Here is a 19902-nt window from a genome sequence, read left to right as displayed (position 1 = left end):
TGCTTCTCGATGACGGTCGGCTATAAAATTAAAGTTGACTCATGTCATCATGTTTTAATATGTGACCCCTGCCCCGACCCGCCTGGTCGAGGGATTTTCAATCATGCCAGCCAAGGCTTTTCAGCCACCGCCAGCAGTTTTGCTTTTGCTTAGGGGCTGCATGACAACGACAACAAACACGACCTTGATGGCGAGCACCGCGCTCGCCTTCGTGCTCGGCCTATGCGCTGTGCCCTTTGCCAGCGCGCAGGAACAGGACCAGGAGAAAAAGGCCGCCGCCAAGGCCGGCCGCCTGGCGCCGGCCAATCCCGCACAGAACCAGCCGGCGACGATGCTCGACGTGATCACCATCTCGGCAACGATGATCAAGACGGCGGTGATCGAATCGATGGCCGCCATCAGCGCCATCGATCAGGACGAACTCGACCGTATCCAGCCCGACACCGCCGCCGACATCTTTCGCACCACGCCCGGCGTCGCTGCCTCGATGAATGGCGACGACCCGGCGACCGCCATCAACATTCGCGGTTTGGAACAATATGGCCGCGTCGTCGTGACGCTCGACGGCGCCCGCCAGGACTATTGGCGCGTCGGTCATGGTTCTGGCTCGTTCTATGTCGAACCTGACCTCATCAAGGAAGCCACCGTCATTCGCGGCCCGGTTTCGAACGCCTATGGTTCGGGCGGCATCGGCGGGGTCGTCTCCTTCGAGACCAAGGATGCCGGTGATTTCCTCAAGAAGGATGAACGCTGGGCGCTGAGCGAGAAGCTCGGCTACGAGGACAATGGCAACGGCTTCACCACCAGCACCACCGGCGCCTACCGTTTCAGCGACGATGCCGACATCATCGGCAACCTCATCTATCGCGACCGCGACAGCTACACCGACGGCAATGGCGAGACCGTGCCATGGACCGGCGAGCGGGTGACCAGCGGCTATCTGAAGACGACTCTGCGGCCGGCCGATGACCACGAGCTGAAGCTCGGCGCCATCCTGCAGCGCTACAACGACCAGATCACCGGATCGAGCGGCTCGACCTCGCCGACACTGAGCCGCTACGACACCAACACCACCAACCAGACCTACACCGCCGCCTATACCTGGAAGCCCGACGACAACGCGCTGATCGACTTCAGCGCCAATGCCTATCACAACCGCACCCGCGCCGAGCAGACGCAGGTCGCGCCCGCCTCAGGGATCGGCAATTTCCGTTTCTATGATGTCGCCACCTCGGGCTTCAACGTGAAGAACTCCTCGCGCTTCGACGCCTGGGGGCTAGCCCACACGCTGACCTACGGACTCGATTACTACTATCTCGAGGCCTCCTCGGAAGCGGCGCATTTCGGCGCCGGCGAACAGCAGGGCTATGGCGGCTTCCTGCAGTGGCAGGGCGATTACGAGGACTGGCTGCAGGTGATCACGGCCCTGCGCTACGATGGCTATACGCTGGATGGCGAGACCAAAACCGTGCCGCCGCAGGAAGCCTCGATCTCCGGCGACCGCTGGTCGCCGCGTGTCACTGTCGGCGTCACGCCCTTCGAAGGTTTTCAGCTCTACGGCACCTATTCCGAGGGCTACCGGGCACCGGGCCTGCAGGATGTCTTCCGTGGTGGCGGCGCGCATGGCTCAGACGACACCTATGTGCCCAACCTGCTGCTCCAGCCCGAGACGGCGAAGAGCTGGGAAGCCGGCATCAACGTGAAGTATGACGAGGTGCTGACCGAGGGCGACCGCCTGCGCGCCAAGGTCAACGTCTTCCACACCGACGTCGAGGACTATATCGAAACCGACCTGACCGTGCCAACGGCCGTCCGGCCGCGCACGGCGGCCAACATTGGTGACGCGCGACTGAAAGGCATTGAGGCGGAGATCGTCTACGACTACGTCTGGGGTTTCGTGAACCTCTCCGGCGCGCTCATCGACGCCAAGGTGGTCAGCGGGGTTTATTCCGGCCAGGCATTGAACAACACGCCGCTCGACCGCTTCTCGGCCACGATCGGCTTCCGCATGCTGGAAGACCAGCTCACCATCGGCGCGCAATATCTCAGCATCGGCGAGATCACCCGCACCCGCCGCACCAGTCTGAACAACCCAATCGTCGTCGACGACGCCTTCGACCTGGTCAACGTCTTCGCCAACTGGCGCGTCAATGACAACCTCAAGCTCGATTTCGGCGTCGATAACGTCTTCAACACCGCCTATACCGACCCGCAAAGCGCATGGTCGACCTCGGCGGCAACGGAACAGGGCAAGGGCCGCACCTTCAAGGTGGCCCTCACCGGCAGGATCGGAGGCTGACAATGAGCCAAGCATCGGTGCGTGAATTGGCCTGTGAGGCACAGCTCAACCTGCGACATCTGCCTGATTACATGGACAGCATCAGCGACAGACTGCAGAGCTTCGAGGCCGATGCCTCGCATGAGGGAAAGCGCATCGATTTCCGCTTTGCCTTCGGCGGGGCCTCTTTCGACATGGAACGGCTGGTGATGCGGGCCAATGCCGCCGACCGCGACGGGCTCGCCCGTATCAAGGACCTGCTGGCCACAGCCGTACAGGTCTACGCCAAGGAGGAAAACCCCGAGATCGTCTGGACCGGCGATCTCTCAGGCGAAACCAGCCTCGCCCAGTTCCGCGAGATGGTGGTGACGGATATTCGCGACCTCACCCCGCACATGCGCCGCATCCGGCTGGCCGGCGAGAATCTCTCGCGTTTCACCAAATTCGGCGGCATGCACATCCGCATGCTGTTTCCGACCAGGGAGGTGCCCGATCCGCTGTGGCCAGTGCTGGGCGGCAATGGCCTGCCGGCTTGGCCCGCCGACGACCGGCGCCCGGTGGCGCGCGTCTACACCATCCGCACGCTGGACGTGGCCAGGGACATCATCGATGTCGACTTCCTGATCCATCCCGGCGATAGCGTCGGCTCCGCCTGGGCCATGCAGGCCGCGCCCGGCATGAACGTTGGCATCATGGGGCCGGTGGGCCGTCCGGTGCGACAGGCGCAGTGGTATCTCATGGGCGCCGACGAAACCGGCCTGCCGGCGCTGGCGCGGCTGCTGGAGACGCTGCCGGCCGAGACAAAGGGCGTCGCCTTTGTCGAGATCGCCAATGATGGCGAAAGGCAAGCGATCAACAATGCCACGGGCATCGAGTTGCATTGGCTGACAAGGAACGGCGTGGCGGCGGGCGAGGACAGATTGCTGGCCGAGGCTGTCCGCTCGGTAGCGTGGCCGCAGGACGGTTCGGCCTTCGGCTGGTTCGCGGCGGAAGCCGCCGCCGCCAAGATCGTGCGCGAATATTGGCGCGACACGCTGGGCCTCGGTCGTGATCAAACGCTGGCTGCAGCCTACTGGCGGCGCGGCGCGGCTGGATTGATGGCGGGGTGAACTCTGATGATCGGCCCGCCGTCTTTGCCGATGCCGATGTCAATTTGATCACCGGAGACAAGGCTCGAAATATCGCACACCACCAGCGGCATGCGGATGTCATAGAGAAATTCGGCAACGATGGCGCCAACCGCCAGGATCGGGTCCGGCCGCTCCAGAAGAATGCCGGCGGGCGCCGTACCCCTGCGGATCGCCTCGGCGAGGACCGAGGATGACGACGACGAGCCGCGACCACTCGGCATGACCAGGATCTTGCCAGCGACATTCTGGCCGAGACCGGGATGCGAATGGTCCGTTATGTTGCCGGTCTCGGCATCGATGCCACCCCAAAAGCTGAGCGCTTGCCAAAACACCAACGCCTGGCCCTCGGCCGCGCCGGCCAACTGAAAGGTGCCGGTTCGTTCCACCGGTCGCGTCATGAGGCGCTCCGCACGATATGCCCGACGGCAGCGGAACGGATGCAATCCTCCATCTCGGCGAAGGCGACGGACACGCCGATATTGCCCGGCGCGTAATGCGCCCATTTGCCGGAATTGGTCATGACCACGCCGTCGAGGCGTTCCAGGATCGATGTGACATAGGTGCAGGTATCGGCGACCGGGACCAGACCGAACGCCTCCATCCCAGCCAGCGCGCCCTCCTCCTGCAGTCGCGCCAGGGTCGCACGGCCCGTGTTGACGTAGATCGGGATGCGCCTTCCGGGTGCTGCCTCGCGCAGCAACGGCAACAGGCGCATCCACTCCTCATACGAAAAATGCGGCGTGCCGAGCGACACGGCCGCCACCGGCGCGCCATCCCGTACGCTCGATAGCCTGGCCAGCGCATGGTCGATATCGGCGCGGCTGATGCGGATCGTCTCGTCAGGCGCATGACCCTGGAACGCCTCATCGAGCGTCATCGCTTCCGGCGTGATGCCGAGCGCATGGAACAGCGCCACAGCACCCGTCGTTGCAGCCGCCGCACCCAGCGCCTTCAGCTGATCCTCATCGCGCGGCTGCGGCAGGCCGGCAATCACCGGAACGCGGTCGCCGCTCGCTTGCCCAATGAATAGCCCGACGCCGACGAAAAGGCTGTCGCTCGGCTCGCCGTCCGGAACATCCAGCTCAAACAGGATCCGGCCGCGCCGGTTCTCGCTCAGATGCAGACCCCAGGCCGGCGCGCGCCCAGTCATGGCGCAGCACAGATCGATGAAATCGCCGTAGCGATTGGTGCGCGCGCCGATCACCGAATTGGCAAAGACGATGGCGTTGGATTCGCCCCAGGCGATCTGTTCGCCGAACTCCGGCCTGAACCGCGTCTGGTAAGGTGCGCAAGTGAAGGTCGCCTGGCAGCCGAGTTCCAGATGCGCCTTCATCAGCCGCCGCGCCGGCACCTCTTCGGCGGCCGGCATCTTGACCATGCCGGGATGGATGAGATCGAACGAACCGACATTCAGCGTCGTCGGCACCTGAACACGGCCACCGCCTTCGACCAGCCGCTCGACGAAATCGAGACCGGCCTTGCCGTGGTAGAGACAGCCGTCGATATGAGCACCGGCAATGTCGAGCAGGCCGCCCGCCCCGACAGCATTGGAAAACGCGGCCAGGATTTTCATGGCAGCCGCGGCGGACGGACCCTGCTCGCCGTCGAGCATGGACCGGTCCTGTGCGGTCAATTCAAGCGTCATCAGTACTCCACCATTTACGCGATCGTATGGCGGGGCAGCGCCCCCCCCCTCTGCCCTGCCGGGCATCTCCCCCACGAAGGGGGAGATCGGCAGCTTGAGCCTTATCGCATTTTTTGCAACGCCGGCGATTTGCGAAAACCGGCTATCAAAGCCAATCTCCCCACTTGTGGGGGAGATGTCCGGCAGGACAGAGGGGGGCGCGAAGGAACGCCAACCATCCCATCCCTCCACAGTCCTACTTAACCCGCCGCGATCAACACCGTACTCTCCGGCGACCAACTGAGCATCACGTCCTGACCTTCCGCCAGCCTGTCGACACCCGTGTTCTGCACAATCACCTTCAACGTCTGGCCGCCACGCTCGACGAAATAGGTGCTGTTGTTGCCGGCGAAGATGCGCTTGGAAACCTGCCCCTTGAGCATGTTGGCGGTGCCATCCGGTGCTCCGGCATCCGTGGCGATGCGGATGCGTTCGGGGCGCACGGCGCAGCTCGCCTTGGCGCCGGCGGCAAGCTTGGCACCCGCGCCGGCGGCAATCGCCGTACCGTCCGGCAGCCGGATGCCATCGCCCGTCGTATCGCCGCGAAAAATGTTGGCGTCGCCGAGGAAGGTGGCAGCGAACTCGCTCTTCGGCCTGTTATAGATCTCCTCCGGCGGCCCCTCCTGCACCAGCCTGCCGTCGCGCAATATGCCGATGCGGTCGCTCATCGTCAGCGCTTCTTCCTGGTCGTGCGTGACGAAGATCGTGGTGATGCCGATCTCGCGCTGGATACGTTTGAGCTCGATCTGCATGTCGACGCGCAGCGCCTTGTCGAGCGCGCCCAATGGCTCGTCGAGCAGCAGCACGCGCGGCTTGGTGACGATGGCGCGGGCGAGCGCCACGCGCTGGCGCTGGCCGCCCGACAGCTGGTGCGGACGCCGCCCGCCGAGTTTGCCGAGCTGCACCAGATCGAGCGCGCGCTGCACCTCCGTCGCAATCACTGCCTTGGCCTCGCCGCGCACCGACAGGCCGAAGGCGACATTGTCGGCGACGCTCATATTGGGAAACAGCGCATAGTTCTGGAACACCATGCCGATACGGCGCTTCTCGACGGGCACCCGCTCGACGCTCTCGCCGCCGATGGTGATGCGACCCGAGTCAGGAAAATCGAAACCGGCGATCTGCCGCAGCAGCGTGGTCTTGCCGCTGCCCGACGGCCCGAGCAGAGCGTAAAAGCCGCCATCGGCGAAGTCGATGGAGACGTTGTCCAGCGCCTTGTGTGCGCCAAAGCTGCGCGAGACATCAGATACCTGCACGCCGGCCATTATTTCTCTCCGCCGAATTTGAAGAACCGCGCCGTCAGCAGCATCAGCGCCATCGACACGACAATGATGATGGTCGAGACCGCGTTGATCTCGGGCGTGAAACCCTTGCGGATCGCGGCGTAGATTTCGACCGGCAGCGTCGTCTGGCCCGGCGTCGCCAGGAAATAGGACACCACGAACTGGTCGAACGAAACGGCAAACGCGAACAGCCCGCCTGCGATGACGCCGGGCATGATCCAGGGCAGCGTGACGCGGCGCGTCACCTGCCACTGGTTGGCGCCTAGTGAGCGCGCCGCCTCTTCCAGCTCCGGCGCGAAGGTCTGCAGCCGGGCCGAGACGACGACGATGACATAGGGCAGCGCCAATGCGACATGGCCGAGCAGGATCGCGTGCAGGCCACGACCGATACCGACGCCGAAGAAAAAAATCAGCATCGCCGTGCCGGTGATCAGCCACGGTATGGCGATCGGCGGAAACAGCAGCGCCTGCAGGAACTTCTTGCCGCGAAACTCATAGCGATAGAGCGCCAGTGATGCCGCCGAGCCGAGCACGACGCAGATGATCGTGGTGATGACCGCGATCTCGACGCTGTTCCAGGTCGCTGCGATCAGTTGGTCGTTCTGCCACAGCGAAGCATACCATTCGGTCGTCCATTCGAACGGCAATTGGTAGAAGGGAGAAACGTTGAACGACATCAGCGCCATGATGATGATCGGCAGATAAAGAAAGGCGAGCAGCAGCCAGATATAGAGGCGGCCGAGTCCTTCGAGGATGCGGGTCGTCGTCATCACGCAGCCCTCCGCAGCACCGGCGAGGCAACCGCCAGGATGACCAGCACCACGGCCAGCAGGATGAAGGAGAGTGCGGCTCCGAGCGGCCAGTTGAATACGGCGACGAACTGGTCCTCGATGATCGTGCCGTAGAAGGTGCCGGTGCGGCCGCCGAGGATGCGCGGTTCCATGAACGAGCCAACGACCGGCACGAAGATCAGGGCCGCACCCGCGACCAATCCGGGCATGGACAGCGGGATGATCACCCGCTTCAGCACCTGCAGCCGCGACGCCCCAAGCGAGCGGCCGGCCTCGATCAGCGAGTCATCGATAGCCTGTAGCGTGAGATAACAGGTCAGCACCATGTAGGGCACATAAGAATGCACCAGCCCGATGATGACGGCCGGATAAGAGTACATCAGGTCGATGTTGATCTTGAACGGCAGCACCGCGTTGAGCGCGGTGTCGAGGATGCCCCCCTCGCGCAGCACCATCGCCCAGGAAAAGATGCGCACCAACCCATTCGACCAGAACGGCAGGATGACGAGCAGGAAGATCGCCTCACGGCTGCGCCCCTTCAGCACCTTGGCCAGCACGTAAGCGGCGGGATAGCCGATGACGATGCACCATAGCGTCACTTCGAGGCCAAGGCGCAGCGAGGCCAGCAGCAGCGTCAGATAGAGGCTCTGCGAGAAGAAGGCGGCATAGTTGCCAAGCGTGAACGCCCACGGCTTTCCCGACAGCGGCAGCTCGGTCATGAACGAGAAGAAGACCATAGCGGATAGCGGCAGGAAGATCGCCACCGTCAGCCAGAGATAGGCCGGTGCCAGCAGCGGCAATGCCGATCTCAGCCCGCTTCGCGACGCTGTCGCAGCTGCCATGGTACCCTCCTCCCAGGATTGGAAGAACCAGCCGACGCGAACCGCCGGCTGGCCTGGCTGTGATCTTACTTCACGTCGACCTTAAGCTGCTGCCAGAGCGCCAGATAGGCTTCGCGCTGGGCATCGGTGATCGGCGCCTGGAACTGGATGCGCTTGGCCACTTCGGGATCACCCATGACCTTGCGGTTGAAGGCATCCTCGGGCAGCGCTTCCACCGCCTTGTTGTTGGCGGAGACGGGAGCACCGACCTTGGTGACCCATTCGACGTAGAATTTCGGGTCGATCATGTAGTTGATGAAGGCCTCGGCGCCGGCGACGTTCTTGGCGCCGACCGGAATGGAAAACGCGTCGAGCCAGGCGACGGCGCCTTCCTGCGGCACCACCAGCGAGACCGGCAGCTTGAAATGCGTCTTGGCGCGGTCGGCCGAGCCGCTCCAATAGGTGCCGATGTCGATCTGGTTGGAGGCGACCATCTGGTTCCAGTCGTTTTCCGAGCTCCAGAAGGTCTTGATCTGCGGCATCAGCGAGGTGAGCTTCGACTTGACCGCATCCATATCCTTGATGTCGTTGATGTTCTGGCCGGTGGCGATGGCCCCGAACTGCACCGCTTCGACGGCATCGTCGCGAATGACGACGCGGCCCTTGTGGGCGGCATCCCACATCTCGGCGATGCTCGTCGGCGGCTTGTCGAAGGATTTGTCGTTGATGGCGAGTGCGGTGAGGCCCCATACCCACGGCACGCCATAGACCTTGCCGTCGTGGACGAGCATCGGTGATCCCGCCTTGTCCTTGCTGATGTCGGCGTAGTTCGGCAGCTTGGAGACGTCGATCGGCTGGATCAGCTTGCCGTCCATCGCCTGGTCGTTGAAGGCGGCGTTGATCATGACCACGTCATAGAGGCCGGGATTGGTCCGGATCTTGGTCAGCATTTCCTGTTCGGAATTGAAGAAATCGTTGACGACCTTGTTGCCGGTCGCTTTTTCGAAAGCCTCGACAGCCCACGGTTCGTCGGCGCCGTAACCCTTCCAGTTGAGCACATGCACTTCGTCGGCCTTGGCGGCGAACGCAAGTGCGGAGGTAAAGACGGCGGTCGCCGTAAGCAGAGCAGTCAAATCAGGCATGCGCATGGTTGGTTCCTCTCTGTGGGTTTGCCCGGTTCCCGGGCTTGTCAGGCTTTTCCAGCTGTTATGCATTGGCCTTCTGTGTCCGGCCTGCTCCCGATGGATCGGCGGCATGGCTCAGGAATGTCTGGATTTCACGGTTCGTCGGCGCCGACGAGCCACCATGGCGGGTAACCGAAATGGCCGCCGCAGCATTGGCATAGCGCGCTGCCTCGAAGGGCGGGGTGCCGCGCGCCAACGCGCTGACAAAAGCGCCGATATGGGTGTCGCCGGCGCCATTGGTGTCGACGGCGTTGACCTTGAAGCCGGCAATGGTCTGCACTGAGCCATCGGCCAGCCTGATATGGCAACCCTTCGCGCCGGTGCGGATGACCACGCCCGCAGCCCGTGGGCAATGGTCGACCAGAAGTCGTGCAGCGACAGCCTGGACATTGCCCGAACCGGCGATCTCAGCCGCCTCCGTCGTGTTACAGCTCAGCCATGTGGTGCGGGCAAGCACCCGCGACAGGATGGAGCGTGGAATGTCCGAGATGATCGGCGTCGGATCGAAGACGAAAGGGGTTTCGTCCGGCAGTGCCTCGATCCAGTCGGTGAGCGCATCGCGGCTCTTGGGGTAGCTCAGCGTATAGCCGGAGGTGAACACCCAATCGCCCGGCGCCACCGCGACCGGCGCCATCATTTCGAGGCCGAGTATGCTCTCCGCACCTGGCCATGACACGAAGGTGCGTTCGGCGTCGCTGGAGATCATGGCGACGCAATTGCCACTGTCCATCAAGGGCGATGGCGGCGTCAGTGTCGCGATGTTCTCGGCCATGAAGGCGGCGCGCAGGAAGTCGCCATTCGGCCCGCTGCCGAGCTGGCCGCCGAACACCACCTGCATGCCGGTGCGGCTGGCCGCCACCATCATGTTGAAGCCGCCGCCGGCGACCTGGGCGAAGCTCGATGCCGTCTTTTCCATGCCGGGCTCCGGCAAAGCGTCGATGCGATAGACATAATCGACCACGGCACTGCCGATATGGACGAGACGGCCGCTCACGCCGCCGCGTCCTTGCTGGAACCGGCTCTCGCCGCCCTTGCCACGACAAGGTCGGCGGCGAGCGCGCCAACCTCTGACAAGTCGATGCCGACAAGCCGGAGGATGTGCTCTTGCGGCAATCGGGAAAAGCCGGTGCAGGCGCCGGCCATGCCGGCAGCGATGGCGCCGATCGTATCGGTGTCGCCGCCGAGATTGGCGCTGATGATGGCTGCTTGCCAGGGGTCGCCACGGGCGACTTCCAGCACGGCGAAAGCCGCCGGAACGGATTCCTGGCTGGCAACGCCGGTGCCGACCAGATCGGTGATCAGCCGGATCGCATCCCTGATCGCCTTGCCGCGCACGATGTCCTGCGCCCATACGATGCGCGCGGCGATGTCGCCGCCGGTGACCCAATGTCCGAGCGTCGCCCCTCGCCTCGCCGCCGCGACCGCGCTGGCCGAAGCATCGCGCCAACCGCCGCCAGCGACGCCGCGGCTGACGGCGGCTGCGACGGCTGCGGCCGAGGCTATGGCGATCGAGGTGTTGTGCGTCGCCCGGCAAGTCTCCGCCACCTTGCCGACGAACGTCTCCAACGGTTCAAGCGGCATCATGATGCCGACAGGCGCGATGCGCATGGCCGCGCCATTGGTGTCGCCGCTGCGTCCCGCTTCCTCGGCCGGTACGCCATTGTTGATGGCATCGATGGCACGCTTGGTCGACGGCCCCAAAAGATCATAGCTGCCGCGCGCCTTGACCTCGCGCTCCCAGTCGAGCAGCGCATTGACCCAGCGCGCGTGGTCGAAACGGTCGCCGGATTCGAGCAGGATGCGGCCGAGCAGCAGCGCCTGTTCGGTATCGTCGGTGATGGTTCCGGCGGCCAGGCCCTTCGACACCGGATGATCGGCGACAGGCTCGATGAAATCCTCTACATGGCCGTAGAGTTCGGCAATGCGAGCCGGCGACAAAAGCTGCGTCGGCATGCCGAGCGCGTCTCCCAGCGCTCCGCCGACAAGCGCGCCCATGGCGCGATCGATGGTCTTGCTGGTTGCATCCGACATCGCTCAGAACCTCATATGCAGCGCAAAATGTGCCGGATTGAGCAGGCTGGTGACATACTCGATCGGCCGATCGTCAGCCGCACGCGTCAACCGGCGCCCGCGCAGGAAGGGCGTGCCTTGTGGGCAACCGAGGATGGCCGCATCCTCGGCATTGAGCATCTCGATCTCGACCCATTCCTCGCCATGGTCGGGAATGAGGCCGGCGGCGCGCAGCGTCTGGTGCAGCGAGCCCTCGCGCAGTCCGCGCAACGGTACGTCCTCAAGCTCGGAAGACAATGGCAGCCGGCTGCGCTCGATGGAGATCGCATGGCCGTCGCTGGCGTTGGTGCGCACCCGGTCAACGGCAATGAAGAACGGGCTTTCGATACCAAGCAGCGCAGCCAGATCGGGGTCTTCGATGACCTCCAGCCGCAGCGTCCGCGTCTCGGCATTGGCGCCGGCATCGGCCAGCGCCCGCGACCAGCCGATCGCGTCGTCGACCGGCTTGCCGTCGAAGGTGACGAACGAGCCGATACCGACCCTGGTCGTGATCAGCCCGCGGCTCGACAGTTCCTCGAGACCCTTGCGGACCGTATTGCGGCTCACGGAAAAGCGCTGGACGAGTTCGTTCTCGCTTTGAAGGCGGTCGCCGAAGCCGAGAACGCCGGAGCGGATCTCATGTTCGAGGACGGTGGCGATCTGCTCGGGCTTGCCCGTGCCGGGAGACAGTTGAATCGCGCGCCGTTTCATAAGGGACCTGTTCAATGAACCTGTATAATCCTGTTCAATACAGAGGCCCGGATGCCTTGTCAACGGATGCTGAAGACTGACCGAAAGGCAGCGGAATGGGCGGAATAACCGTGCAGGGCGTGCCGAGAGGCAGGTCAATAGCCCCGAAAAGCCGGTCGGCCGTCGCCAAAAGAGGCACACATCCAAGGGGATGGAGCCAGATCCTGATTCAATTTCACCGGGGCAGGCTACGGGATCGACACCTCACGCGGTTCGACGAGGATGTCCGCCTCGATCGCCGCGTTGATGAACGTGGCCCTTGCCGCCGAGACTTCTTTCTTTCCCTCGAGCACGGCCAGACAGACCTTGCGGGCAACCATATGCTTTTGCCCGGTCGCAACCGGCCAGCGGTTCAGCAGGATGTCTGCAGCCTGAGCGACCCGCTCCACGTTGAAGATCGAGTTTCGCGATCGGCCGAGCGCAATCCTGACCGGCTCATCGAAACGCTGATCTTGCACGATGCCACTCCCCAAAGTCGGCATTCATCGATTCGCGGCCTTCAACCCCGAGCAATGTGATAGGTTCCGCGCCAAAGGTGCAAGATGTCCGATTCCAGTGGCCAGAAAAATCCCAGGCTGATCGTCGTGGTCGCCTTCGATCGCGGTGAGGATGGCGAGCTGTTCCCAGCCTTTGGACCCGCCGACCAGCAAAGCGAAGACCGCGCTATACGCACCGCCAAGGCTCTGGCGGCAAAGCATGCCGGCGTCATCGCCTGGAGCCGTGAGGCCGATCCGACGCTAGGCGAATACGGCCCGCCGAACACGCTCTTCGTCAGCGGCGACGTACCTGACATGGAGTAATCTGGCGTCAGGATCTGGCCTGCGCTCAACGCCGCAGCCAGAACGGAGACTTCTCAGAAAACACCCGCCTTTCCTTGAAGCTTGATGCAAGCCGGTTCCCTCGCCCATCAAGCAAAAGCCCGCCACGGTGAACCGGAGCGGGCCTTGGAGGAGGACAAGGGGTGGGACCCTCTCCTCTTGTTTCCACGGGGGGGGTGTGGACCGCAATGACCATACGAAAGTTTTGCAGAGTGCAGGATCACAAGCCGGCTTGCCTGCATCACAATCCGGTGCGCGCCGGCATTGGGGGCGCTCACGAGATTGCGATCTGTCGGCGACAACCGGGCGGGCCTGGCTAGATGCGCCCGAGCACGACAAGCACGATGACGATGAGCAGCACGAGCCCGAGGCCGCCGCCGCCATAGTAACCGGTGCCATAAAAAGGGCCGCCGCCGAGGCCGCTGAAGCCGCCAAGCAGCGCAAGGATAAGAATGATGATCAGTATAGTTCCAAGACTCATGGCTTTCAGCTCCCGTTAGCGCTGACGCATTGGGTCGAACATCGCGGCCGCGATGTTCGAAGACGAGAACGTTCCCAAGGCTCTACCGTTCCGTGCGATCGTGGCAACGGAAACGGCCATCCAACGTGATGCAAGCCAGAACTTTGATACCGGCACGCCAATGAACGCGGAAAGCCCGCCAGTGTGGCGGGCCTTCCTACCAGCCGGAGGCCAGGAGCGTGCGGCCGAGCCTCAGGGCCTGTTCGGCACCTCCAGTCCCGGCACCTCCAGCATCAGCGGCGCGCGATCAGGAGGCAGAGTTGCCGTAGGTCGCGGTCGTAGGCGCCTTCGCTGCCGAGCACGTCGACGCAGCGCTTCTTCATCCGCGCCACCTTGCTATCCGACATCTGGGCCACGACACCCGGCAGGCTCGGCCTGCTGGGGTTTGACGGATTGGACGGATTGCTCGGGTTCGACGGATTGGACGGATTGATGCCGCCCCCAATACCCACGCCGGCACCGACGCCGACGCCGCTCGTCCCGCCCACATTGGCGCCGAGGCCGGCAGCAATGCCGCCAGATCCTCCAACATTGGCGCCCGCGCCGGCATTGATGCCATTGCTGCCGCCGACCGAAGCGCCGAGACCAGCATTGACACCGCTCGAGCCGCCGACATTGGCACCGGCCCCGGCCTTTACACCACCGCTGCCGCCCACCGAGGCGCCCACTCCGGCGCTGATGCCGCCACTGCCGCCAACGGAAGCCCCGACGCCGGCATTGACGCCGCCGCTACCACCCACCGAGGCACCAACGCCAAGGCCGATTCCCGCAGCATTGGCGGGCAGGGAAAGGGCTAAGATTACCGCACTACCCGCCAACATGTTGGCGACTGTCTTGATGGTGTGAGCCATAACACTCTCCTGTTGTCGTTGCGCTAAAGCAATTGGCGAGAGGCCGATTGCAAGATCAACTACGCGAGGTGGTGAATTTCAGTTTCAGAGAGAGAATACTCAACCTGAAGCGTGGTATACATCAACAAAATTTCTGAAATAAAATTATAATAAAGTTGGAATAATTTCTCTTTACACTAACAGCGCATAAGGCCATTGATGATCGGACGTTACTCTGCTCGTCTTTACTGCGAGGCCGTACACCGCACCGGACAGCGCATGAGCCTCTCGCAAGATCAGCAAGACCGCCACGATGATTGCAAGTGGCCAGAGTCTGTCGGCGGATGCGGGAGCGAGAGAGTGCAAGCGTGATTGCAGGCCGAACGATTCTGCGCTGGCCGGCTTGTCAGACGATCCCGTAGAACAGCCTGTAGTGGACGCGCTTCATATAGTCCCGGTATTCCGGCGTCGCGGCTAACAGCGCCTCTTCGCGCAGGATGCGATGAACCTGGAAGAAGGTGATCGCGGCGTAGACAGCAAGATTGTAGAAGGAAAAGGCCGACAGCAGGAACAGGACATGACCGGCAAGGTATCCGGCATAGATCGGGTGCCGCACCAGGCGGTAGGCACCGTCGGTCATCACGCCGCGATTGCCCGGCAGAATGGCGAAAGAACGCCCTAGCGATATCTTCCCCCAGATCACGAACCCCAACGCCAGGACTTGCAGCGGCGCGGCGGCATAGATCGGGATGATGGCCACGCCCGGTTCCAGGTCGATGAAGCCGACACCGAAGCTGGCGACCACCGAAACAACCACCGTCAGCGGGTTCCAGTCGCGTACCTGTGGTCGCCGCGACAGAAGCAGCCAGGTAAAGGTCAGGATCTCTGAAATTGCCACCAGCGCCACATTGATGCGGGTCGGGTCGAGCATCAGGTGATATACGCCGCGGTAGACGAACATGCCCGCGAAGGCCAGCGCGCAGATCCGAAAGAAACCTTCGCGCAAATCCACCAGGATTTCGCGCGTTCGGGCTGCGGACAAAATCCTGCCGTCACTGATGTGCGAAAGCGCCTCGCTTTTTGATATGAGCAATGCAAACACCCCAATGATCCCTCAGGGCGACCTTTGCACGCAACCATTGCCGGGCAGTTAATCAACAAGATCAGATCGGCATTAAACTGGCTGTCGGGGAGCCAGGGCGCCACTCCCAGACGACCTGCTCCACGCGGTCGCCCAGAAAGACTGGCGACCCATCTCATTTGGTTTTGCCAGACTAGCTCAGATAGTCGTTGCGGAAATAGCTCCCGAAATCCGGGCGTTGAGCAACCAGCTTGCCGTCGGCATCACGCAAAATGCCGGACGCGAAGAGATAGCCGCCGATCGCTCCCATCTTGGCCGGATCCATCGTCCCGATGGCGCCGCTTTGGCTGCGCAGATAATGGCCGTCGATCAGCGCCTTCAGTGAGGCGTGGATCAGCGCCGGATTGGTCAACGCATCCTTGTTGGCCGCGATCAGCAGGGCTGCCGCATCTTCGGGGTGATCGACCGCGAACTGGTAGCCGCGCCGCGTCGCCTGGACAAAGGCGGCCGCAGGCTTGGGGTTTGCCTGGAGATAGGCTTCGCTCGAAGAGATCAGTGTCGTGTGCTCGTCAGGCACGCCGTAATCGGCATAGACGAAGCTGCGTTGTTTGACGCCCCTGAGCTCGGCGTCGACACCCTCCCAGGTCGAGACTTCGAGCGTGAAATCGACCGAACCGTTGGCCAGCGCCTCATAGGCTGAGGTGCCGAGCGTCACCGTCTCGAAATTGCCCTTGCCGCCATCATGGCGGATGATGGTCGATATCAGGGCGTTTTCCCAGGCGCTGCCGAAGCCGCCATAGGTCAGGCCGTCGAGGTTTCTCGGGCTTACGATCTCGCTGCGGGCCGCATTGAAGACCACGCGGCCGGTTTCCGATTGCACCACCGCATAGACGCCCTTCAGGTCCGCTCCGGCGGTTCTCTGGGTGAACAGGCTGATGGTGCCGTTGATGCCGAAATCGGCGACGCGATTTGCAACCAGCGTGCCCGCACCGGTATCGCTGTAAGGCAGGATGTCGACCTCGAGCCCGGCCTCGCGATAGAAGCCCTTGTCGCGGGCGACGAACAGTCCGATGTGGTTGGTGTTGACAGTCCAGTCGAGGGCAACGGTGACCTTTTGTGCCGATTGTGCTTGGGCTCGCCCCGATCCGGCAACGAGCGGAAGGCCTGTGGCAAGGGTCAGCAACAACGCCTGCCGGCGCGTCAAGTCAGTCATGATCGTGTCCTTTGGATGGGGTGGCGTTGAGGATGATGTCGAGAATCTCGGCCTCGAGCGTACTTGCCTGGCGCGCGGCATCGCCGCCAAGGCTGCGCGGGCGCGGCAGCGGCACCTTGATTTCACGCACGATGCGGGCCGGGCGCGCCGACAGCACATAGATGCGGTCGGACAGGAACACGGCTTCGCGCACGTCATGGGTGATCAGGAGCGCCGTCCAGCGATGATGCCGCCACATCTGTTCCAGCCAGCGCTGCATGGCCGTGCGGGTCAGCGCGTCGAGAGCGCCGAACGGCTCGTCGAGCAAAAGCATGTCGCGTTGCTGCACCACCGTGCGCAGCAAGGCCGCGCGCTGGCGCATACCGCCGGACAGTTGCGCTGGAAAATGCCGCTCGAAGCCGGCAAGCCCGAATTCGGCAAACAACGGCGCAACGCGCGCCCGCGCCGCCTGTCTCCTCATGCCTTGCACTTCGAGCCCGAGCGTCGCGTTTTCGAGGATGCGCCGCCACGGCATCAGCGCGTCACGCTGCGGCATGAAGGCGAAATGCCTGCCGTGGTCGTCGAGCGGCGCGCCGTCGAACAACATCTCGCCCTCGCCATGCTCGGCGCCGGTCAGGAGCTGGAAGAGTGTCGATTTGCCGGCGCCCGAGGGTCCAAGGATCGAGACGAATTCACCAGCGCCGACGCTAAGCGAAATATCGGCCAGCACGTCGAGCCCACCGAACGCCTTGCGCACATGCCGCAGCTCGAGCCGGTTCATCGCCAGGCCCCCTTCCCGGCGGTTTCCTTGCCGGCCCGCTCCCAGGGCATCGCGAGGCGCTGCAGCAGTACAGTCGACCCGAACAGGACAAGTGTCAGCGCGGCACTCACTCCGACGGCGGCAAGAACCAGGTCAGGACGGAAATTGTTCTTGGCGTTGAGCATGTAGATGCCCAGCCCCTTCGCGGCCCCCGCATATTCGGCGAAGATCGCGCCGACCACGGCGTAGGTGATGGAGATCCTCAAACCAGCGAAGAAATAGGGCAGCGCCGAAGGCAGCCGTGCCAGCACGAAGATGCGCCAGCGCCCTGCCCCCATGGCGCGCAGCATTTGCCCGATCTCGGCCTCGGTCGACTCATAACCCTCGACCAACGCAACCAGCATCGGAAAGAAGGTAACCAGCGCCACCAGCATGATCTTGGGCGCCAGCCCGAAGCCGAACCAGAGCACCACCAGCGGCGCGATCGCCACCAGCGGCAAGGTCTGGCTGACGATTAAGACAGGAAACATCGCACGCCGCAGCGGCTGGAAGAAGTCGACCAGCATTGACAGCACGAAGGCAGCGCTGAGCGAACAGGCAAAGCCGAGCAGCGTGGCGCCGATGGTCGGAATGGCGTTGTCGGCCAGCGCCTGGCGATTGAGCAGCGCTTGCTCGAAAACGCGCGACGGCGCCGGCAGTGTCGTCGGCCTGATGCCGGAATAGGTGGCATAAAGCTCCCACGCCAGCAGGAGCAAACCGACCGAGATCATGGCCGGCATTGCCTTGACAAGAAGGCTCGCGATCGGGCGCGAAGCGACTGATGATGTGGCCACGGGAGATAACCTTTGACGGCAGCGCGAAAGCGCGGCTGGCTCAGACAGCCGACGGGCTGTTGGCCGAGACCGTGACGTCGAGGGTTACGTGGCCGGCGCCTGGTCCGAAGCGGCAGAAGGCCTCGTCCAGCGCCGAAAAGATCGCACCGGCATCACCGCGCAGTTTCGTGCAGAAATGCTTGGAACGCTCATAGACGCCGGACTGCTTGAGAAAATCGATGCAGCCGTAGATCTCGTCCATGTGGTCGTCGGTGCCCATCACATAGAGCGAGAACTGCGCCGCCGCCGGCTGGCCGGTGGCAGCAGCATTGCGCACCGCCGCGATGGCCGCATCCTTGCGCGGGCCGAGTGGCCCAACAGGCCCGCCAAGTGCATCGGAGCGGCAGATCGGATCATCCGGCTCGCCAGGGCACCCGCGCGAGATGGTGGCCGACAACACGCAATGTTTGCCGCTGCGTGCCGCCGCCACGAAGAGGTCGCGCATGGCGGGAAACAGCACTTCGGGCGGCCCGACCAGCAAGGTCGAGATGTCGTCGGTCTCGATCCTGAGCTTGTCGCGCCAGGGATCGAGCGCACCGAGCGCGCCAAGAATGACACCGACGAAATCGTCGGTCATGGGGTATAGGGAAATCTGTGCGCCTGAAAACATCGCCCGCCTCGCTCCGCTGGTATTACCCAGATCAGCTTCTAGGGTCTGTGGGCTTGCCGCCCCCGTCTCAGCCCCGACCGTACGGAGCACCCCTGTGGATGTGCGCCTTAAAGCATCATTCGAGTTCAAGGGAAAGCCGTTTTTTCAGAGCACTGCGCCAAAAGCATTGCGCCAGTCACGGTGCGCCTGTGCGGAATTTTGTCGGGAACCTTCGCCGCTGCGACCGGTTGTCCCCACAGTCGCAACGCGATCACTTTCGTAGAAAACAAGCGACGACTTCACAGAAATGGAGACAAACCATGTTCATGAAAATCCTCGCAGCTTCGGTTCTCACCATTGGTCTGGCCACGTCAGCCATGGCGCAAAGCGCCGGCAGCAACAACGCAAATGGAAGCGGCAGCGGCAAATCGGTGACGGTTGAGCCGAACACGCCGGCTTCACCGAATACGGTCGAGCCGGACACTGTCGACCCGGGCACGACCAACAGCACGACTGGCACGGTAGGAGATATGAATTCAAACGCGGATCAGAATTGCCCGGCAAGTCCGCAGGGGGCGCAGGCAGATGCCAACGGCACCTCCCCGGGCACCACCTCGCCGACAGTCAACGACAACAATTGCGGCAAGTAATCTGCACGCGATCGAACCAAAGCCGCGGAGCACAACCTCCGCGGCTTTGTTCTACCACGACGCGGGGATCGGGGTTTGGTACAACCTTGAACTCTACGAAACCGCCGTCTCGCGAACCGGCAGCTTCCAGCCTGGCCTGACGAAGTGGCAGGTGTATCCGTTGGGATATTTCTCCAGATAGTCCTGATGCTCGGGCTCGGCTTCCCAGAACGGACCAACGGGTGCGACTTCGGTGATGACCTTGCCCGGCCACAGGCCCGAGGCATCGACATCGGCGATGGTGTCCTCGGCGACGCGCTTCTGTTCGTCGCTGGTGTAATAGATCGCCGAGCGATAACTCGTCCCGACATCGTTGCCCTGGCGGTTGCGGGTCGTCGGATCGTGGATCTGGAAAAAGCGTTCCAGCAGCGTGCGATAGCTTATGATGGCCGGATCGAAATTGATCTCGATGGCTTCGGCGTGGGTGCCGTGGTTGCGGTAGGTGGCGTTGGGCACGTCGCCGCCGCTGTAGCCGACACGGGTGGAGATGACGCCGGGATAGCGCCGTATCAAATCCTGCATGCCCCAGAAACAGCCGCCGGCAAGGACTGCACGTTCGGTCGAAGTCGCCATGTCACGTC

The 19902-nt window shown here is 63.2% G+C and carries 22 protein-coding genes and 1 riboswitch; of the genes, 4 read left to right on the top strand and 18 right to left on the bottom strand.

Features of this window, described 5'->3' with window-relative positions; translation table 11 throughout:
• Positions 1 to 160 precede the first annotated feature (160 nt).
• Entirely contained in the window at positions 161 to 2299 is a 2139-nt protein-coding gene (locus AC0L24_RS24250; protein ID WP_127809908.1) for a TonB-dependent hemoglobin/transferrin/lactoferrin family receptor, read from the top strand.
• A 2-nt stretch (positions 2300 to 2301) separates the two neighbouring features.
• Positions 2302 to 3387, top strand: a complete 1086-nt coding sequence (locus tag AC0L24_RS24245; RefSeq protein ID WP_127809907.1) for a siderophore-interacting protein — start codon at positions 2302 to 2304, stop codon at positions 3385 to 3387.
• Here AC0L24_RS24245 and AC0L24_RS24240 read toward each other — a convergent pair.
• The 10 genes from AC0L24_RS24240 to AC0L24_RS24195 all read right to left on the bottom strand — a co-directional run bounded on the left by AC0L24_RS24240 (position 3348) and on the right by AC0L24_RS24195 (position 12428).
• Positions 3348 to 3806: an aconitase X swivel domain-containing protein gene (locus AC0L24_RS24240; RefSeq protein WP_127397682.1), complete on the bottom strand. Its 459-nt coding sequence runs from the start codon at positions 3804 to 3806 to the stop codon at positions 3348 to 3350. The genes AC0L24_RS24245 and AC0L24_RS24240 overlap by 40 nt on opposite strands.
• Positions 3803 to 5053: an aconitase X gene (locus tag AC0L24_RS24235; RefSeq protein WP_127397684.1), complete on the bottom strand. Its 1251-nt coding sequence runs from the start codon at positions 5051 to 5053 to the stop codon at positions 3803 to 3805. The genes AC0L24_RS24240 and AC0L24_RS24235 overlap by 4 nt, the downstream gene beginning before the upstream one ends.
• Positions 5054 to 5292: 239 nt before the next feature.
• Positions 5293 to 6357: an ABC transporter ATP-binding protein gene (locus AC0L24_RS24230; RefSeq protein WP_127809906.1), complete on the bottom strand. Its 1065-nt coding sequence runs from the start codon at positions 6355 to 6357 to the stop codon at positions 5293 to 5295.
• On the bottom strand, positions 6357 to 7145 hold the full coding sequence (locus AC0L24_RS24225; RefSeq protein WP_127270907.1) for an ABC transporter permease: 789 nt from the start codon (positions 7143 to 7145) through the stop codon (positions 6357 to 6359). The genes AC0L24_RS24230 and AC0L24_RS24225 overlap by 1 nt, the downstream gene beginning before the upstream one ends.
• Complete coding sequence (locus AC0L24_RS24220; protein WP_127809905.1) at positions 7145 to 8008, bottom strand: ABC transporter permease; 864 nt, start codon at positions 8006 to 8008, stop codon at positions 7145 to 7147. Before AC0L24_RS24220 ends, AC0L24_RS24225 begins: the two co-directional genes overlap by 1 nt.
• Positions 8009 to 8073: 65 nt before the next feature.
• Positions 8074 to 9135: an ABC transporter substrate-binding protein gene (locus AC0L24_RS24215; RefSeq protein WP_127809904.1), complete on the bottom strand. Its 1062-nt coding sequence runs from the start codon at positions 9133 to 9135 to the stop codon at positions 8074 to 8076.
• 58 nt (positions 9136 to 9193) lie between these two features.
• A complete protein-coding gene (locus tag AC0L24_RS24210) occupies positions 9194 to 10165 on the bottom strand; it encodes a PfkB family carbohydrate kinase (protein ID WP_127809903.1) in 972 nt (323 codons plus the stop codon).
• Entirely contained in the window at positions 10162 to 11202 is a 1041-nt protein-coding gene (locus AC0L24_RS24205) for an ADP-ribosylglycohydrolase family protein (RefSeq protein ID WP_127809902.1), read from the bottom strand. The genes AC0L24_RS24210 and AC0L24_RS24205 overlap by 4 nt, the downstream gene beginning before the upstream one ends.
• 3 nt (positions 11203 to 11205) lie before the next feature.
• The gene (locus AC0L24_RS24200; protein ID WP_127809901.1) at positions 11206 to 11931 is read right to left on the bottom strand and encodes a GntR family transcriptional regulator; all 726 of its coding nucleotides are present in this window, start codon (positions 11929 to 11931) and stop codon (positions 11206 to 11208) included.
• A 227-nt stretch (positions 11932 to 12158) separates the two neighbouring features.
• Entirely contained in the window at positions 12159 to 12428 is a 270-nt protein-coding gene (locus AC0L24_RS24195; protein ID WP_128362957.1) for a DUF982 domain-containing protein, read from the bottom strand.
• Positions 12429 to 12512: 84 nt separating this feature from the next.
• Here AC0L24_RS24195 and AC0L24_RS24190 point away from each other — a divergent pair, with 84 nt between their 5' ends.
• Positions 12513 to 12770: a hypothetical protein gene (locus AC0L24_RS24190; protein WP_127268781.1), complete on the top strand. Its 258-nt coding sequence runs from the start codon at positions 12513 to 12515 to the stop codon at positions 12768 to 12770.
• A 334-nt stretch (positions 12771 to 13104) separates the two neighbouring features.
• Here the strand turns inward: AC0L24_RS24190 and AC0L24_RS24185 are convergent, their stop codons facing one another.
• From AC0L24_RS24185 to AC0L24_RS24155, 7 genes are all read right to left on the bottom strand, one after another.
• Positions 13105 to 13269, bottom strand: coding sequence for a DUF3309 family protein (locus AC0L24_RS24185; protein ID WP_127382248.1), 165 nt, complete (start codon positions 13267 to 13269; stop codon positions 13105 to 13107).
• Between the two features lie 272 nt (positions 13270 to 13541).
• Positions 13542 to 14159, bottom strand: coding sequence for a hypothetical protein (locus AC0L24_RS24180; protein ID WP_127809899.1), 618 nt, complete (start codon positions 14157 to 14159; stop codon positions 13542 to 13544).
• Positions 14160 to 14544: 385 nt separating this feature from the next.
• On the bottom strand, positions 14545 to 15240 hold the full coding sequence (locus tag AC0L24_RS24175) for a methyltransferase family protein (RefSeq protein WP_127809898.1): 696 nt from the start codon (positions 15238 to 15240) through the stop codon (positions 14545 to 14547).
• A gap of 172 nt (positions 15241 to 15412) precedes the next feature.
• Positions 15413 to 16432, bottom strand: a complete 1020-nt coding sequence (locus tag AC0L24_RS24170; protein ID WP_127809897.1) for an ABC transporter substrate-binding protein — start codon at positions 16430 to 16432, stop codon at positions 15413 to 15415.
• The gene (locus tag AC0L24_RS24165) at positions 16425 to 17192 is read right to left on the bottom strand and encodes an ABC transporter ATP-binding protein (protein ID WP_127398783.1); all 768 of its coding nucleotides are present in this window, start codon (positions 17190 to 17192) and stop codon (positions 16425 to 16427) included. The genes AC0L24_RS24170 and AC0L24_RS24165 overlap by 8 nt, the downstream gene beginning before the upstream one ends.
• Entirely contained in the window at positions 17189 to 17950 is a 762-nt protein-coding gene (locus AC0L24_RS24160) for an ABC transporter permease (protein ID WP_174800358.1), read from the bottom strand. Before AC0L24_RS24160 ends, AC0L24_RS24165 begins: the two co-directional genes overlap by 4 nt.
• 94 nt (positions 17951 to 18044) lie before the next feature.
• On the bottom strand, positions 18045 to 18653 hold the full coding sequence (locus AC0L24_RS24155) for a YkoF family thiamine/hydroxymethylpyrimidine-binding protein (protein ID WP_127382253.1): 609 nt from the start codon (positions 18651 to 18653) through the stop codon (positions 18045 to 18047).
• Positions 18644 to 18757: riboswitch (TPP riboswitch) on the bottom strand. (Overlaps the previous gene by 10 nt.)
• A 195-nt stretch (positions 18758 to 18952) precedes the next feature.
• Between AC0L24_RS24155 and AC0L24_RS24150 the strand changes: the two genes are divergently transcribed.
• Entirely contained in the window at positions 18953 to 19282 is a 330-nt protein-coding gene (locus AC0L24_RS24150; protein WP_127398906.1) for a RodZ family helix-turn-helix domain-containing protein, read from the top strand.
• A gap of 93 nt (positions 19283 to 19375) precedes the next feature.
• Here the strand turns inward: AC0L24_RS24150 and msrA are convergent, their stop codons facing one another.
• Positions 19376 to 19894 carry a peptide-methionine (S)-S-oxide reductase MsrA gene (gene msrA, locus AC0L24_RS24145; protein WP_127272383.1) on the bottom strand — a complete coding sequence of 173 codons (519 nt, stop codon included), beginning with the start codon at positions 19892 to 19894 and terminating at the stop codon, positions 19376 to 19378.
• Positions 19895 to 19902 lie beyond the last annotated feature (8 nt).

This window comes from Mesorhizobium sp. WSM4809 (genome assembly GCF_055811655.1).
This window is presented reverse-complemented; position numbering and strand designations above follow the sequence as displayed.

Coding starts and splice junctions, on each gene's coding strand:
- AC0L24_RS24250 (WP_127809908.1), top strand. CDS start 161: ATGACAACGACAACAAACACGACCTTGATGGCGAGCACCGCGCTCGCC.
- AC0L24_RS24245 (WP_127809907.1), top strand. CDS start 2,302: ATGAGCCAAGCATCGGTGCGTGAATTGGCCTGTGAGGCACAGCTCAAC.
- AC0L24_RS24240 (WP_127397682.1), bottom strand. CDS start 3,806: ATGACGCGACCGGTGGAACGAACCGGCACCTTTCAGTTGGCCGGCGCG.
- AC0L24_RS24235 (WP_127397684.1), bottom strand. CDS start 5,053: ATGACGCTTGAATTGACCGCACAGGACCGGTCCATGCTCGACGGCGAG.
- AC0L24_RS24230 (WP_127809906.1), bottom strand. CDS start 6,357: ATGGCCGGCGTGCAGGTATCTGATGTCTCGCGCAGCTTTGGCGCACAC.
- AC0L24_RS24225 (WP_127270907.1), bottom strand. CDS start 7,145: ATGACGACGACCCGCATCCTCGAAGGACTCGGCCGCCTCTATATCTGG.
- AC0L24_RS24220 (WP_127809905.1), bottom strand. CDS start 8,008: ATGGCAGCTGCGACAGCGTCGCGAAGCGGGCTGAGATCGGCATTGCCG.
- AC0L24_RS24215 (WP_127809904.1), bottom strand. CDS start 9,135: ATGCGCATGCCTGATTTGACTGCTCTGCTTACGGCGACCGCCGTCTTT.
- AC0L24_RS24205 (WP_127809902.1), bottom strand. CDS start 11,202: ATGTCGGATGCAACCAGCAAGACCATCGATCGCGCCATGGGCGCGCTT.
- AC0L24_RS24200 (WP_127809901.1), bottom strand. CDS start 11,931: ATGAAACGGCGCGCGATTCAACTGTCTCCCGGCACGGGCAAGCCCGAG.
- AC0L24_RS24190 (WP_127268781.1), top strand. CDS start 12,513: ATGTCCGATTCCAGTGGCCAGAAAAATCCCAGGCTGATCGTCGTGGTC.
- AC0L24_RS24185 (WP_127382248.1), bottom strand. CDS start 13,269: ATGAGTCTTGGAACTATACTGATCATCATTCTTATCCTTGCGCTGCTT.
- AC0L24_RS24180 (WP_127809899.1), bottom strand. CDS start 14,159: ATGGCTCACACCATCAAGACAGTCGCCAACATGTTGGCGGGTAGTGCG.
- AC0L24_RS24170 (WP_127809897.1), bottom strand. CDS start 16,432: ATGACTGACTTGACGCGCCGGCAGGCGTTGTTGCTGACCCTTGCCACA.
- AC0L24_RS24165 (WP_127398783.1), bottom strand. CDS start 17,192: ATGAACCGGCTCGAGCTGCGGCATGTGCGCAAGGCGTTCGGTGGGCTC.
- AC0L24_RS24160 (WP_174800358.1), bottom strand. CDS start 17,950: ATGCCGGCCATGATCTCGGTCGGTTTGCTCCTGCTGGCGTGGGAGCTT.
- AC0L24_RS24155 (WP_127382253.1), bottom strand. CDS start 18,653: ATGTTTTCAGGCGCACAGATTTCCCTATACCCCATGACCGACGATTTC.
- AC0L24_RS24150 (WP_127398906.1), top strand. CDS start 18,953: ATGTTCATGAAAATCCTCGCAGCTTCGGTTCTCACCATTGGTCTGGCC.
- msrA (WP_127272383.1), bottom strand. CDS start 19,894: ATGGCGACTTCGACCGAACGTGCAGTCCTTGCCGGCGGCTGTTTCTGG.